The sequence below is a fragment of the Paenibacillus sp. FA6 genome, assembly GCF_051550225.1.
Taxonomy (GTDB): domain Bacteria; phylum Bacillota; class Bacilli; order Paenibacillales; family Paenibacillaceae; genus Paenibacillus_AQ.
In genome coordinates this window covers 4,588,083-4,603,058 of sequence record NZ_CP188820.1, presented here as the reverse complement: position 1 = coordinate 4,603,058, position 14,976 = coordinate 4,588,083, and the positions used below count along the sequence as shown (strand labels likewise).

The 14,976-nt window shown below is 43.5% G+C and carries 12 protein-coding genes; all 12 read left to right on the top strand.

Going from position 1 to position 14,976, the window contains the following annotated elements; genetic code table 11:
- Positions 1-181 precede the first annotated feature (181 nt).
- The 12 genes from ACP8HI_RS21015 to ssuD all read left to right on the top strand — a co-directional run bounded on the left by ACP8HI_RS21015 (position 182) and on the right by ssuD (position 14,975).
- Complete coding sequence (locus ACP8HI_RS21015) at positions 182-1,978, top strand: sensor histidine kinase (RefSeq protein ID WP_438348097.1); 1,797 nt, start codon at positions 182-184, stop codon at positions 1,976-1,978.
- Between the two features lie 17 nt (positions 1,979-1,995).
- Positions 1,996-3,540 carry a response regulator transcription factor gene (locus tag ACP8HI_RS21010; RefSeq protein ID WP_438348096.1) on the top strand — a complete coding sequence of 515 codons (1,545 nt, stop codon included), beginning with the start codon at positions 1,996-1,998 and terminating at the stop codon, positions 3,538-3,540.
- Between the two features lie 104 nt (positions 3,541-3,644).
- A complete protein-coding gene (locus ACP8HI_RS21005; RefSeq protein WP_438348095.1) occupies positions 3,645-4,967 on the top strand; it encodes an extracellular solute-binding protein in 1,323 nt (440 codons plus the stop codon).
- A gap of 39 nt (positions 4,968-5,006) precedes the next feature.
- On the top strand, positions 5,007-5,882 hold the full coding sequence (locus ACP8HI_RS21000) for a carbohydrate ABC transporter permease (protein WP_438348094.1): 876 nt from the start codon (positions 5,007-5,009) through the stop codon (positions 5,880-5,882).
- Positions 5,883-5,936: 54 nt separating this feature from the next.
- On the top strand, positions 5,937-6,782 hold the full coding sequence (locus ACP8HI_RS20995; RefSeq protein ID WP_438351929.1) for a carbohydrate ABC transporter permease: 846 nt from the start codon (positions 5,937-5,939) through the stop codon (positions 6,780-6,782).
- A gap of 398 nt (positions 6,783-7,180) precedes the next feature.
- Complete coding sequence (locus ACP8HI_RS20990) at positions 7,181-7,372, top strand: hypothetical protein (RefSeq protein WP_438348093.1); 192 nt, start codon at positions 7,181-7,183, stop codon at positions 7,370-7,372.
- 139 nt (positions 7,373-7,511) lie between these two features.
- Positions 7,512-8,081: an RNA polymerase sigma factor gene (locus ACP8HI_RS20985; RefSeq protein WP_438348092.1), complete on the top strand. Its 570-nt coding sequence runs from the start codon at positions 7,512-7,514 to the stop codon at positions 8,079-8,081.
- Entirely contained in the window at positions 8,053-9,186 is a 1,134-nt protein-coding gene (locus ACP8HI_RS20980) for a DUF4179 domain-containing protein (RefSeq protein WP_438348091.1), read from the top strand. The genes ACP8HI_RS20985 and ACP8HI_RS20980 overlap by 29 nt, the downstream gene beginning before the upstream one ends.
- Positions 9,187-9,904: 718 nt before the next feature.
- The gene (locus tag ACP8HI_RS20975; RefSeq protein ID WP_438348090.1) at positions 9,905-11,650 is read left to right on the top strand and encodes a fibronectin type III domain-containing protein; all 1,746 of its coding nucleotides are present in this window, start codon (positions 9,905-9,907) and stop codon (positions 11,648-11,650) included.
- Between the two features lie 141 nt (positions 11,651-11,791).
- A complete protein-coding gene (locus tag ACP8HI_RS20970) occupies positions 11,792-12,616 on the top strand; it encodes a protein-glutamine gamma-glutamyltransferase (protein WP_438348089.1) in 825 nt (274 codons plus the stop codon).
- 186 nt (positions 12,617-12,802) lie between these two features.
- Positions 12,803-13,807, top strand: coding sequence for a sulfonate ABC transporter substrate-binding protein (locus tag ACP8HI_RS20965; protein WP_438348088.1), 1,005 nt, complete (start codon positions 12,803-12,805; stop codon positions 13,805-13,807).
- Between the two features lie 25 nt (positions 13,808-13,832).
- Positions 13,833-14,975: an FMNH2-dependent alkanesulfonate monooxygenase gene (ssuD, locus tag ACP8HI_RS20960; RefSeq protein WP_438348087.1), complete on the top strand. Its 1,143-nt coding sequence runs from the start codon at positions 13,833-13,835 to the stop codon at positions 14,973-14,975.
- Position 14,976: the final 1 nt, after the last annotated feature.

Here is a 14,976-nt window from a genome sequence, read left to right as displayed (position 1 = left end):
GAAAAGGGCGGTGAAGGCGTTTCTTTTTTTTACAAAAGGGAGCCATGTCGATGTATACCCTGACCGATGAGTATGTTACCATTAAGAGAAAGTGGGATATTCATCCATATGAAACTTGCCTTATATAATAATTGGAAGCGTATACATAATGGCTAAGTGTAACTAAGATTGAGGTGTGAGTATGGAGAAATGGCTAGGGAGATCCCTTAAACACAAATTATCACTGTTAATCATCTTGGCTACACTTGTTCCACTGCTGTTTCTAGGATTCTTCTCATATAACATAGCGGCAGGTCTCACAGAGGAGAAGGCAAAAATATCAGGGATGAACACGTTACGCCAGTTGGAAGCTTATTTGGCTACGATGGTTAAGGATGTGGAGAACATGTCTCTATTTCTAATCGGACATAACGGCGTGCAGGATTATCTGAAGTCGCCTGAGGGTGACTTCTTCCAGCAAACGTCGATCATTAATTTCTTAACGAATCTAGCTTTTTCCAAAGATTATATTGCGAACATCATTATTGAACCCTTGGGTGCCAAACCGCCCATTTCGCATAAATCATTAGTTGGGTCTGATTTCACTGATATTACGCAAACTTTCCCCGATTATTATGAGCAGCAACCCAAATGGTGGTCCTCCGTACACAAGCAGTGGACCTTTGATGGGGTGCGTGAGGTGATTACACTTGCTAGACCGATCCGCAGTACAGATAAATACAAACTGATTGGGAAAGAGCAAATTAATCTTGATCAAGCCGTGATTGCACAACAAATCAGACAATCCGTTTTGGAGAAAAGCGGGTTTGTTCTACTCCTTGATGAGAGAAATCGAATTCTCGCCGGTCCTCCCGACTGGGAGACAAATCTTCCAATCTCGGACTATTATCCGGATATAGGCCCATTTGAAGGAGTCAGCGGGTTTATGGACTACGGAGAAGGGGCTGAGAAGAAAACCATCCTCTATAAAACTATGTCCAGTGTAAACTGGAAGTTGGTTGGTATTATCCCCTCGGAAGAATACCGTTCACAAAACCGTTATTTTCTTACTTTGACGGCCGTAGCTGTCTCGGTTGCGATTCTTTTCGTTATTATTTTCGTTCTCGTTCTCATCCAAAAAATAACGAAGCCATTGTCTGCATTAGCTAAATTTCTCAAGAATTCAAGCCCGGATGAGCCAATGCCTGCTATTCCTGTGAAGTCCATAGATGAAGTGGGTCAGCTCATTGTCAGCTATAACAAGTTAAGCTCACGGATTGTCAAACTGACGGACGAAGTTAAATGGAATGAATCGCTTAAAAAGGAAGCGGATATGCAGGCGCTACAAATTCAGATCAATCCGCATTTTCTGTACAATACCTTATCCTCCATTCATTGGCTGGCACTGATGAACGGCGATGCCAAAATTGCTGAAATGGTAGGGTCATTAAGCGACTTCCTGAGATTTAGCCTAAATGATGGTCAAGAGTATTGTTCCATTGAGCAAGAGATCATGCATGTCAAAAATTACGTAAGCATTCAATCTATTCGGTATCCAGATAAATTTGAACTTCAGGTGAATGTGGATGCTACTATACAGGAGAAACAGTTTATGTTGAAACTTCTGCTGCAGCCATTGGTCGAGAATGCGATGCTACATGGCATATTGAAACGGGATGGACAAGGATGTATTACGATCTATGCCGATTCCGATGATCAAGGCATCCATTTTACTGTAGCAGACAATGGCATCGGGATGACACAGGAGCGATTGAATTGGCTTCGCACTCAGCTGTCGGAGTATCCGACTCATGAGAAGGCAAACTCCACGAAAGGAGGGTATGGGCTGCGAAACGTTAATAATCGACTTGTGCTTCATTACGGCAAGGAGGCAGGGCTTCGTGTTGATAGTACAGAGGGTAAGGGAACGCGGATCATGTTTACCATCCCTATCCCTGTACAGAGTTCGGAAACAACGGACAGCACACAAGTAATGTAGCAAAGGTGATGATGAGAATGAAAGTGCTAATTGTTGATGATGAAGTGATTATCCGTACCGGATTAAGCACAGTAATCAATTGGAAAGATAGCGGATTTACTGTACTGGAACCGGCGGCTTCGGCTGAGGAGGCTCTATTACGTATTCCTAACGAACGCCCCGAGATTATCTTTACGGACATTCGGATGACAGGGAAAAGTGGTCTGGAGATGGTTCACGAAGTCAAAAGGGAGTATCCAGACATGGAAATGATCATCATCTCAGGTTTTGATGAGTTTGCCTATGCCCAACAGGCCTTGCGGGAAGGAGTCAGCGATTATCTGCTCAAAACAAGCCGGCCCGATGAAATTATCCAAGCTGCCCTCCGGGCCAAGCAACGACTTGAACAGCGAAGACATAAGGATGAACAGGGTAGAGCGAAGGAAACCGTAGTGAACCGAAGTTTCCTAAGACAACTGTTCGCGTCTGCTTCTAGTCCAAATGAGCAAACGGTAACAGAGCTATGGAACAGATACCCGGGATTGCTTGTGGACAAAGGGAAACAGCAACTACAGATCTGGGTCATCTCTGCGAAAGATGAGGATACAAAAGAGGTCCGAAATCCAGATATGCTACATACTGCCATTGGTGAAATATTAGCAGGGCTGCTGCCATGTGAGTGGTTGTCATGGAATCAATGCTTGCTGCTAATAGTGAAAATAGAGGTGGATAATAAAGGTTGGGATCTAGTGGAATGGGCGATTCGAAAAGCGGAGGAAGCGCTCTGTTGTCAAATATTTGCCGCTTGCGGTCGGAATATAGAAGACGCATACCAGTTACGTGAAGCTATAGAAACGGCCGTAGAAGCTAGCTCCTACGGTTGGCTACTAAGTCATGAACGGAGTGTACGTTATGAAGACATCGAAGAACGTAAGGGGCTCCGAATGGTATCTACGATAGAAGAAGAAACCACATTCTTCTCCTTATTGCGGGCAGGTAGTACGGATGGCTTACGGGTAGCGATTAGGAATATATTAGAGCGGATTAAGCAGGATGATCAGGCAACACCTAGTTCGGTTCAGACTTACATACACTCATGGCTTATTGCTGGTTACCGATGGTTGGAACGCGCCGCCTCTTCCATTGGATATTCCAATCTGCTACCTCATGGGGAAGTGGACAAGGTAGAGTTAGCGGAAAGACCGGAGCAAACGCTGATGGTTCATTTTGAATCGATGATGAAGCAGTACAGTCTGATGGTTTCCGGCACAAGCCCTGTTCAGCGGGCCCTTGCCTATATTCACGATCACTTGGATCAAAGCCTCTCACTGAGCCAAGTGGCCAGACATGTGCATATGAACCCGAACTATTTCAGCGAAGTATTCAAACGGGATACGGGGCAGAACTATATTGAATTCGTAACACAGGCCAAATTACGCAAAGCGATGGTTATGTTAAGCGAGACACCTGCCAAAATCAGCGAAGTGGCAAATCGAATCGGATATGAAGATATTAAGTATTTTAATCGTTTGTTCAAAAAGTTTACGGGACAGACCCCATCGGAGTATCGGGAAAAAGGCTGAGAATTGTCCCCCTATCCCCTGAAGTATATCCCCTATGTATACGCTGTCATCCTTATTATACTTAGGTTATTCAATTTTACAGAATGAACTAAGGGGGATTGACGATGAAATCAATACGGAAAATGAGTCTGTTACTACTGATTATGGCATTTATCCTTGCAGCTTGTGGAGACAGCGGCAACAACAAGGCTGAAGGAGTTACCAAAAAGGGTGAGAAGGTCAAGCTGACGATCTGGCATAACTTCGCTGGAGATGACTTGCGTGCCAAAACGGTAAGAGGGCTTATTGAGAAATTCGCTCAGGATAATCCGCTGGTAGAACTCGATGCGCAGGCGATTCCGCCGGATGGCTACCGTCAACGCTTAAGCACAGTTGCAGCTGGCAATGAACTGCCCGATTTATTCTTCGTCTATGCGGGAAGTCATTCCTCTGAATTATATAAGGCCGGATTATTACAACCTATTACAGAAGTTATTGATCAGAATCCGGAGTGGAAAGATAACTTCATGCCAGGCGCGTTTGATGCCTTCACATTTGAGCCAGACGAAATTTATACAGCTCCTATAGGGATGTCCGCAACATCTATACTCTACTACAATACATCCCTATTTAAGCAATACAACGTGAAGGTCCCTACAACATGGGTTGAAATGATGACCGCCATAAAGGTCTTTAACGAGAACAAGATTACTCCGATTGCCCTTGGGAATAAAGCACCATGGGTGGCGCAATCGACGATCATCGGTTCGCTTGCCGATCGTGTAACTGGAACGGAATGGTTCAAGAATGCATCAGCCCAGACAGGTGCCAAATTTACAGATCCTGAATTTGTTGAAGCACTGGGTTACTTTAAGCAACTTGTCGATAATAAAGCTTTCCAAGAGGGCGCCAACAGTATAGACAATACGCAAGCAGAACAATATTTCATTCAAGGAAATGCAGCTATGATGATTAGCGGTGCTTGGACGCTCACTAATTTGGCAGCATCAGCGAGCGAAGAACAGATGAAAGACATTGATGTCACTGTACTTCCATCTATTCCAGGAGGTAAAGGAGATGGGAATACCATTTCTGGCGGTGCAGGTGGTGGTATGGCATTGAGCAAGCGTACAGAAGGCGCAGTTAAAGATGCGGCCCTCAAACTTGTCTATGCTGTTAGCGGTCCGGATGCTCAGAAGGCGATTGCAGAGAGCAATTCTATGGTGATGTACAATACCGACATTGATCAATCCAAAGTAAGTTCGCTCTACTATAAAGCGTTTAATTTGGTTAAGAAGACCAACATCACACCGGTCTACGACGCATATTTGTCTGCAGAAGCGGCAGAAGTGATGAACAACGGGCTTCAAGAAATAATGACAGGTGGAACTCCACAAAGTGTCGCGAAGAAGCTTCAAGATGCGCAGGCAAGATCAGTTACCCCATAATAGTGCTATCTTGAGTCGACGTAAGGAGGGAGACTTACCATGCCTATCGCTCTACGTAGTAAAGGATTCATTGCACTCGCTCTGCTTCCGGCGCTTCTTCTGTTCGTAGTGTTTGTCATCATACCTATTTTTTGGTCCGCTTACTATGGGATGTTTGAGTGGAAGGGAATTGGAGCATCTAGATTTATTGGCTTCGGTAACTACAGTGAAATTATGCAGGATCACATATTTTGGAGAGCGCTTAGAAATAACTTGATTCTGGTTGTATCAGCGATTGTTGGGCAGATTCCCATCGCGCTTCTCTTAGCTTTAGTTCTGCTCAAGAACTCATTCTTTAGTCGATTTATTCGTTCTTCGGTATTCATGCCTATGGTGCTCTCAACCGTTGTTGTGGGACTCATTTGGGGATATATCTACCATTCGCAGTTCGGACTGGTTAATACAATCTTGGAGGCTGTCGGGCTTGAGTCTTGGACTCGAGCTTGGCTCTCCGAACCGAAAGTGAATATGTTGGCGATCACGATTCCGATTAACTGGAGTAATATAGGGCCGTATATGATCATCTTTATTGCAGCGCTGCAGAATATATCGCCAGAAATTGATGATGCCGCTCAGATCGATGGGGCAAGAGGTGGGAAGAAGTTGGTCTACGTAACGCTACCCATGATCTGGACCACCGTGGTTGTTACCCTTGTACTATGTATCTCGGGAAGCTTGAAGGCGTTCGACCATGTCATGGTGATGACGCACGGAGGACCAGCGCAATCGACAGAGCTGCTTGCCACTTACATGTACAACAACACGTTTCGTGTCTACCGTTATGGGTACGGTTCTGCCGTGTCCACCATCATCATGATCATTAGCGCCTTACTGATCGGGATGAACTATATCCTGACCCGGAGGAAAGCGGGATAACGAGAAGGAGGAAGGGGTGTGGAATTAAACACAAGTAGGACGACTAGAACCACCATGGATTCCCCAGTAAAAAAACTTGCAGGAAAGGGATTGTCCGGGCTTGGAAAGTTAGTTTTAATTGGATATGCCGTGTTTACGTTATATCCTTTGTATTGGTTGTTCATTAGTGCATTTAAGACAAATGAAGACTTTTTCAGACGTCCGTACGCCCTGCCGCAAGTTTGGATGACAGACAATATTTTTCGTGCGTGGGAACTAGGGAATATGGGGAAAGCGATGATCAATTCTACATTCGTGACGATAACTTCAGTGATTCTCACGCTTGTCCTTGGTCTGCTCGCAGGTTACGTGCTCTCACGATTCGATTTCCGATTTAAGAAGGTTGTTGTGGGATTATTCTTAGCAGGTCTACTGATTCCGATTCATAGTACGCTTGTGCCGTTATTTCTTATGATGAAAGAGATGAATTTGTTGAATACGTACGGGGCACTCATTTTGCCGTACACGGCGTTTGAGCTTCCGATCGCCATTTTCTTGGCTATGGGTTACATGGCTTCTATTCCGAAGGAAATTGAGGAAGCGGCCATGATCGATGGTAATGGTTGGTGGGGGATCTTCGGTCGGATTATCTTCCCGCTCTGTACTCCCATCATCGCTACGATTTCAATTTTAGCATTTCTGCGGTTCTGGAATGACTTCTCTTTTGCCCTCGTGTTCATTAACTCACAGGCGCTAAAGACACTGCCACTCAGTCTCGCCTTATTCTCAGACGGGTTCGGAACCGATTACAGCCTGACAATGGGCGCTATGTCGATCGCCGTCATCCCCACCATTGTTGTGTATCTAATTCTACAAGATCAGATTATGAAGGGCATGGTAGCAGGTTCGATTAAAGGTTAAGCCCGAGAGGGATGGGGTATTCAGCTAGTTGAATGTGGGTTTAAGAATGGATAGGGATATCAGATAACATCTGATTCTCTGTCTATTTTTGTTTAAATAATAATAGAAAGTATAAGTTTTTTGGAGGACTTCCTGCTCTACCCTTTATGATTTTTAAAAGTCTTTATAAGGTGTTGAAATCACTTGAATAGCCGATACGACACCCACCAAATTCCATAAAATATCTTAAATTTCGTATGTAATTCAGTAGAATTGCATAGAGTGACGACATTAGAGTGACGAACAATGCTTCGAGCATGAAGGTAGTGAAGGTGAGGCTAGAATAGATGCAGAAAGTACACTTAATTAGCAGGAAATGTAGGAAAAGAGAGAATTAGTTGTAAAAAGGACAGTTAAAAATGGCGATAACGCTGAAAAGTGGGATTTCCAGTAATTTAGATGTACTCTATGCAACTAAACTTAGCTTCAGAGGGATTGGGTTGAATGTAGTTGTACTTATTGCACTTAATAGTGAATGGTGGAGGCGGAAGATGACTATTGGTGATGGTGTTGCAGCTGTTTCTCTCACGCCTACCTTATCTTCTAAATAAGTGTACATTTTGCAATTACTCTATTTACTTCATCTGTAAACTCTTCATCTTTTGAAATATACAGTAAAATAAATAAAAACTATCAATGTCACAAAAGCCTATATTTTTTAGTTATATATGTAGGGAGAGGAGGTTTGGTATGAATAATTCACACCAGAAGGATATCGATATGAAGCTAATCTTAGACAAGATTCAGCTGGGAGATAAACGCTCCTATTCTATCATTATTGACCGCTATCAAAGACAGATATATCTGTACTGTTATTATTTACTTAGAAATCAAGAAGAGGCAGAGGATGCTACTCAAGACACTTTTATCAAAGTATTAGTGAATATTAACGGCTTTATTAACACTAATTCACTGTCAGCGTGGATATACAAAATTGCTAAAAATCACTGTACTGATTTAATTAAGAAAAAAAACAAAGAACATAAATCCTTTATAGAGTATCAAGTGAACCAACAACAAGAACAGAAATATATATATACGGAATTTATTCATGACTGTCTAGACAAGCTTAACTTAGAAGAACGGCAAATTTTACTCTTACGATCTCTTGAGGAGTACAGTTACGATGAGATAGCTTTTATTATGGAGCTTAAACCAACCACTATCCGCAAGAAATATGAACGTATTCGCAAAAAATTAATTCTTGAGAAAGAACAGGGGGGTGGAAAACATGAACAGTCATACCGATTTGGAAGATAACGAAATCCTAAAACTGAAAAGGCTAATATTGGAGACTCCAGTTGAAGTTGATTTAACGGATCGTATTATGGAACGTTATGAAAACAATAATATGAAAACGATAACCGTTACTCATCAGCAAAAGGGTTGGCGCAGGGCAATGATATTTGCCGCTACAGCTATTATTATTTTCACTGTTGTCACAGCTACTGGATTTATTTCACCGACGATGGCAGCATCCATTAAACGGATTCCAGGGATGGATAGTATATTTCAATTGGCTGGTGATCTTGGTTTGAAAGCTGCAGATGAAAAGGGGCTTTTTACCGTTCCTAATGCAAGCGATACTCATGATGGTTTGACAGTACAGGCAACGGCTGTATCGTTCGATGGTACTCGTGTATCGATCGGAATCGAACGTAAAGTTTCAGATAATCATTTGTTTGAGGAAACTTTAATAGAATCAATTAATGGTGTAAATCTGTCTATTAAAGGGGAGTCTTCTAAATCCTATTCTACTACAGGGGGAGGTAATCGTACTGGGGTTGTTATGCATCCGAGTCCGGATGCAAATTCATTGATTCTGGAATTTTCAGATCTGAGAAATCAAGGAGGGGAAGCTTTGCCACAAAAATTTGAAATTTCTTTGGATTTAAAAGTCTCGGGAATTCGAGGCCCATTTAAATTGAATATTCCAGTAGAAATGAACACCAAGAACAATGTAGTGCTTACCCCTTCCATAAATCGTAATGTTGAGGACATAAATTTAAAACTTGAGAAAATTGAACTTACACCAATAACAACTAACATCACTACACGGATAGAATTGCCCGAGAACATGAAGATTTCATCATTGGAGTTGATTGGCTACGATTTATTTAATGAAAAAGGAGAACAAGCGCAAGAAACTGGTGGTCAGGGATCTAGTGCAACGAACGGAAATGTTTTAATAATGGATACTCGATTTGAACCTTTTGAATCCATTCCGAAATCAATAACGTTAAAACCATTTCATTATGTTTATAAAGATTACCCTGCAAATGAATTCGAAATAGGCGAAGATGGACATGTAAAAGTAGAGTATATTCCCGAGTTGGAGATGACCTTGCCGGTAACCTCGAAATAAAGGATCAAGAGTGCAAGAACCACTAAAAAGGGAGAAGGCATTATCTTGAAAATCGGTATGCCTTCTCGTTGTGTGATAGGATAAAAACGGAAAAGTATCTGCTAATCCAGTAGTATTATAAGTCCTAATCAACAACACACAAAGGATGACGCAGATGCAGGTGAAGTTCATATAGAGGTAGCTCCGTTCGAGAAAAAACAATATCTTGCATGCATCATCATTCTTATGGCCTATAAAACTAGTGATATATGGAAAAAATGAAACTATTGAGCTATAGACCAATTTGTTTTAATCTATTACAATGGCTATAAATTACATCAGAGGTGTGACAGATTATTGAACACCTTTAAATTGATGTAGGTGATCAGATGTTGTCATCTATGCTGTTAGCAGAAATAAAATGAATTCCATCCGATTTAATGTAAACGCTACCAGTCTGCTTTCCTCTACGTATTACGTTGGTTCCATCCACTTTAGTTCCATCCCAACACGATTACACCGCTGCTTTATCACTGAACAACTCCTATACTTTCTTTCTCATGATCCTTTACGTGATACTCCTGTGCATGCTGCATATTTAATATACGCTGCATCTATGGCACTGCCTGTTACTTGCTTAACTTCTACGCTTTCATGATGTATATCTTGTAAATGGGAGGTGTGTTTCTTACTGCTTATTGTTTAAGAAACGGTAAGAAAAATTGTAGGAGGCGATGATATGAGAAAATTATTCATGGGAAGGGTAAAAGGGTTCAGAAGAGCACTTCCGCTTATGATTATTTTAGTAGTATTTGTTGGACTGTTGCCGTCCATGGCTTCTGCTGCTGACCGGGGCGCGTGGGCGCCTAATGTATCTTATGCAGTCAATGATACGGTGACGTATGGTGGGAACACGTATAAGGATATTCAAGCCCACACATCCCTGATAGGTTGGGAGCCCCCTATTGTACCTGCGCTTTGGCAGCTGGTTCCGGGGGGAGGAGGTAGCGATACCCAAGCCCCTTCCGCTCCTTCGAATCTACAAGCGACGGGTACCACAACATCCAGCATAACGTTGGCCTGGAATGCTTCGTCGGATAATGTTGGCGTAACGGGTTACGATGTCTATCGGGGTTCCACGCTGGTGGGAAATGTCTTGGGAAGCACTCTTTCTTATACAAATACAGGGCTCAATGCTAACACTACCTATATGTATCAAGTTAAGGCAAAGGATGCAGCAGGTAATGTGTCTGCCTACAGTAACCAAGTTAGTGCGACAACAGATGTTGTCATAGGAGTGGATACCCAAGCACCGACGGTTCCAACGAATGTTACTGTAAGTGAAATTACTACATCAAGTGTTTCATTATCTTGGACTGCATCCACAGATAATGTAGGTGTCACAGGGTATAACGTCTACAAAGGCACGACGTTAGCACAAGTGGTAACAGGTACAACAGTTACGGTGACAGGGCTCGCAGTTAGCACGCCGTATTCCTTTACCATTGTCGCCACAGATGCCGTAGGTAATGTCTCCCCCGCAAGCGTAGCGGTTACTGCAACAACTCATACCGCAGGTAGCGGTCAACTGCCTAAACATATCTTGACAGGGTACTGGCATAATTTCATTAATGGATCTTCAAATTTAAAAGTAAGTGATATACCAAGTCAATACGATATTATAGTACTGTCATTTGCAGATATGGACCTAACGAAACCGGGTGGAGTCACCTTTAATATTGATTCTTCCTTATCTGCTGCCCTTGGCGGGTATACCAATGCTAATTTGATTAGTGATATTCAGGCCAAGCGTGCACAAGGGAAAAAGGTTATTCTTTCCATAGGGGGAGAGATGGGTAATGTCAATCTAGGTAGCGCATCACCGAATGTATCTAATTTCGTTACCAGCATGTCCGGTCTGATTACTCAGTATGGATTGGATGGTATCGATATCGATCTGGAGAGCGGCATGAACGTGGCGAATTTAACGTCAGCGGTTCGCCAAGTACAGCAACAGTTTGGTTCCGGATTCATCCTGACCATGGCTCCGCAAACGATCGATATGCAATACCAGACTTCATCTTATATACAGCTATACAATAATCTGAAGGACATCACAACGGTTGTGAATGTTCAGTATTATAATTCAGGTTGTATGTTGGGGCGCGATGGACAGTGTTATTCACAAGGAACAATTAACTTCCTGACAGCCCTTTCCGATTTGACACTTCAGTGGATTGCTCCTTCACAATTGGGACTCGGTGTTCCAGCCGTTTCTTCTGCAGCTGGAGGTGGGTATATTGCACCTAGTGTGGTGAACAATGCATTGAATTGCTTGGCAACCGGTAGTGGTTGTGGAAGTTATAAACCTGTAGCTAAGTACCCGGATATTCGTGGTGCGATGACATGGTCCATTAACTGGGACAAAACGAGCAATTATAATTTTGCTAATACGGTTAAACCAATCTTAGTAACGTTGCCTTAAAATAGTGGAGCAGAACCCCTGACCGTCTCTAGGTCGGGGGTTCTCTTAAGATACGAGAACCGCTCAGTTACTCCGCACCAACACCGAAGAAGACACGTACAATAGACTATATTCAGAAAATGCAGTATGGAGGTACGTGCGATGATTCTGATCTCGGGTTTTGATGTAGAACAAATAAATAGTACGTTACAGCTATCGAATTTAGAAAAGGATATTGTGAATCAAAAGAAAAAGAGTCAGATCGTCTATCATTATGATTCCCCAGAGGCTCTAGAATTTGAGTTAAAAATGAGGACGGGTATTGTGGAATCGGCCAAAGCTTTAGGGGATAGTGATGTGAGCTTCGCCATCTTTAAGAACTCTCGATGCAATACGAAGTTATGGACGCGAACAGGAGATGGAGGTTTCAGATTGAAGGAAGGTATGTTGCCTTCAGATGGGATTAGTGATATTTTCGCAAATGGACATCTTTATGCCTTTGAATGTGCCACAGCTATGGTGATAATCTTATATAAGGCGACATTGGGTGCCATTCAAAAGGAAACATTTAATGTATATTTCAAAGATTTGTTCTTAAGGGATTGGCAATATGATAGCGACTTACAGTTAGTTATAATAAATCATAAGAATGAGGCTTACCCTGGAGATATCGTTTATTTCAAAAACCCAGACCATGCCCCAGAAACGCCGGAATGGCAGGGAGAGAATGCGGTCTTGTTAGCGGATAATTTATACTTCGGACATGGAATAGGGATCAGAACGTCGGAACAAATGATAGCATCACTTAATCGAAAAAGAATACCCGGGAGTGTGAAGTCGGCGTACCTTTCAGATGAAGTGGTTCATCCGGATTTTGAATATGTGCGTAAACTATCTATGAAGGAAACTCCTTTGAGAGTAGAGGATACTTATGTAGAGGGTGTAATTATTGTCAGAATAGGGACTCATGTTTATCGTTATAAATAAATAACCTCTTGACACTAACTTGTGTACAGTGTTAAAATTCCAATAAATCCTAGTTGTATTATCGGATTAATAAAATACTTTGGATTTACCGGACAACCGGAGGTCTCTCTTATCGCATATTTGTTGCGATTCGGGGGACCTTTGTTGATTCTAGGGGTCCGAAAGCAAAAGGGGAGTAGGTTTATTATGAAACGGAGAAGAAATTCATTCAATCGTAGATTGGCCATTTCATCGGTGCTGTTATTATCGTTGGTGCTGTCAGCCTGTAGTGCCAACGGAGGCCAGAGCGTCAAGGAGGCTGATTCTCCTCCCGGGGCTTCGGCGACAAGGGATATAACTATACGAATTGGCTTTCAGAAATACGGAACGATTAATATTCTAAAGGCGGATGGTGCACTTGATAAGCGTCTTGCTGACGAGAGGAATATCAAGATTGATTGGATTGAATTTCCTGGTGGTCCGCAGTTGTTGGAGGCGCTAAATGTTGGAAGCTTGGATGTTGGACATACGGGAGAGGCTCCGCCTATATTTGCGCAAGCTGCTGGTGCACCGCTCGTGTATCTTGCGCATGAGCCAGCAAGTCCTGAGAGTGAAGGAATCATTGTGCCGAAAGATTCTCCCATTCAGACGGTAGCCGATCTAAAGGGTAAGACAGTTGTTCTGAATAAAGGCTCAAATGTACATTATTTGTTAGTGAAGCAGCTTGAACAAGCCGGAGTCGCATATAAGGATGTTAATGTGAAGTTTCTACCGCCTGCGGATGCCCGCGCTGCCTTTGAGAAAGGCATTGTAGATGCATGGGTCATTTGGGATCCATTCCTGGCCGCAGCACAGACAGCTACAGGAGGTAAATTGCTAGCGGACGGTACGGGGGTTGTATCCAATCATGAATTTTACTTGGCGACTCGCGCCTTTGCGGAGAAGTATCCCGACATCGTCGATATATTGTTGGAGGAATCCAATAAAATTGATATCTGGTCGAAGGAGCATCCGAAGGAACTAGCTGAGAAGCTGTCCCCGCAGCTTGGCATTGATGTAGAATCACTTATTTTGGCAGCAGGTCGCCGAGCATATGGTGTTCAACCCATTGATGGCGAGCTCATCCAAATCCAGCAAGCTATTGCGGATACGTTCTATGATTTGGAGCTTATCCCGAAAGTTATCGATATTAATGACGCTATTCTAAAATAAAAAATGGTTACAAGGAGTGAGAGGCATGAAAGTATTCTGGTTTATTCCTACGCATGGAGATGGGCGTTATCTCGGTACGAGCCAAGGCGCTCGAGTTGTGGATGCTGAATATATGCAACAAATTGCTGGAGCTGCAGATCGGCTTGGTTATGAAGGCGTATTGATTCCGACAGGAAGTTCCTGCGAGGATCCGTGGGTTGTGGCGGCATCTCTTGTTCCTGTCACGAAGCGGCTGAAGTTTTTAGTTGCGGTACGTCCAGGCCTGATGTCGCCAACGCTGGCCGCGCGAATGACAGCTACCTTGGATCGGATCTCGGGTGGCAGGCTACTGATCAATGTGGTGGCAGGGGGAGATCCTGTAGAATTGGCGGGCGATGGTTTGTTCCTCGACCATTCGACGCGATACGAGGTTACAAGTGAATTTCTTGATATATGGCGCAGAGAGTTGTCAGGAGAAACGGTTGATTATGAAGGTGAGCACTTGCGGGTGCAGGGTGGACGCGTATTGTATCCAGCTATTCAGCAGCCGTATCCACCGCTGTGGTTTGGTGGGTCCTCGCCTGCTGCACAAAAGGTAGCGGCAGATCATATTGACGTTTACTTGACTTGGGGCGAGCCTCCGGGTGAGGTAGCGAAGAAGATTGCAGAAATGCGTAAGCTCGCGACAGCGCAAGGGCGTGAAATTCACTTCGGCATCCGTCTGCATGTCATTGTTCGGGAGACTGAAGCCGAAGCATGGCAGGCTGCGGATGATCTGATCCGTCATCTGGACGATAAGACTATAGCTGAGGCGCAGAGCATCTTTGCCCGTTTTGACTCCGTCGGTCAAAAAAGGATGTCGAACCTTCATCAAGGCAATAAGTCGCAACTGGAGATTAGCCCCAATCTATGGGCAGGTGTTGGTCTCGTCCGCGGTGGGGCAGGAACAGCACTCGTTGGCAGTCCTGAGATCATCGCAGAACGGATGAGAGAATATGAGGCACTGGGCATTGAGACATTTATCTTTTCTGGTTATCCTCATCTGGAGGAAGCTTATCGGGTAGCGGAGCTGTTGTTCCCGCTTCTGTCGATAGAGAGACCTGATTTAACGGGTCCATCCTCCATTAGTCCCTTCGGTGAATTAATCGCAAATACAGTTCGGCCTACACCGCAGGCTTCAGCTCATTAAC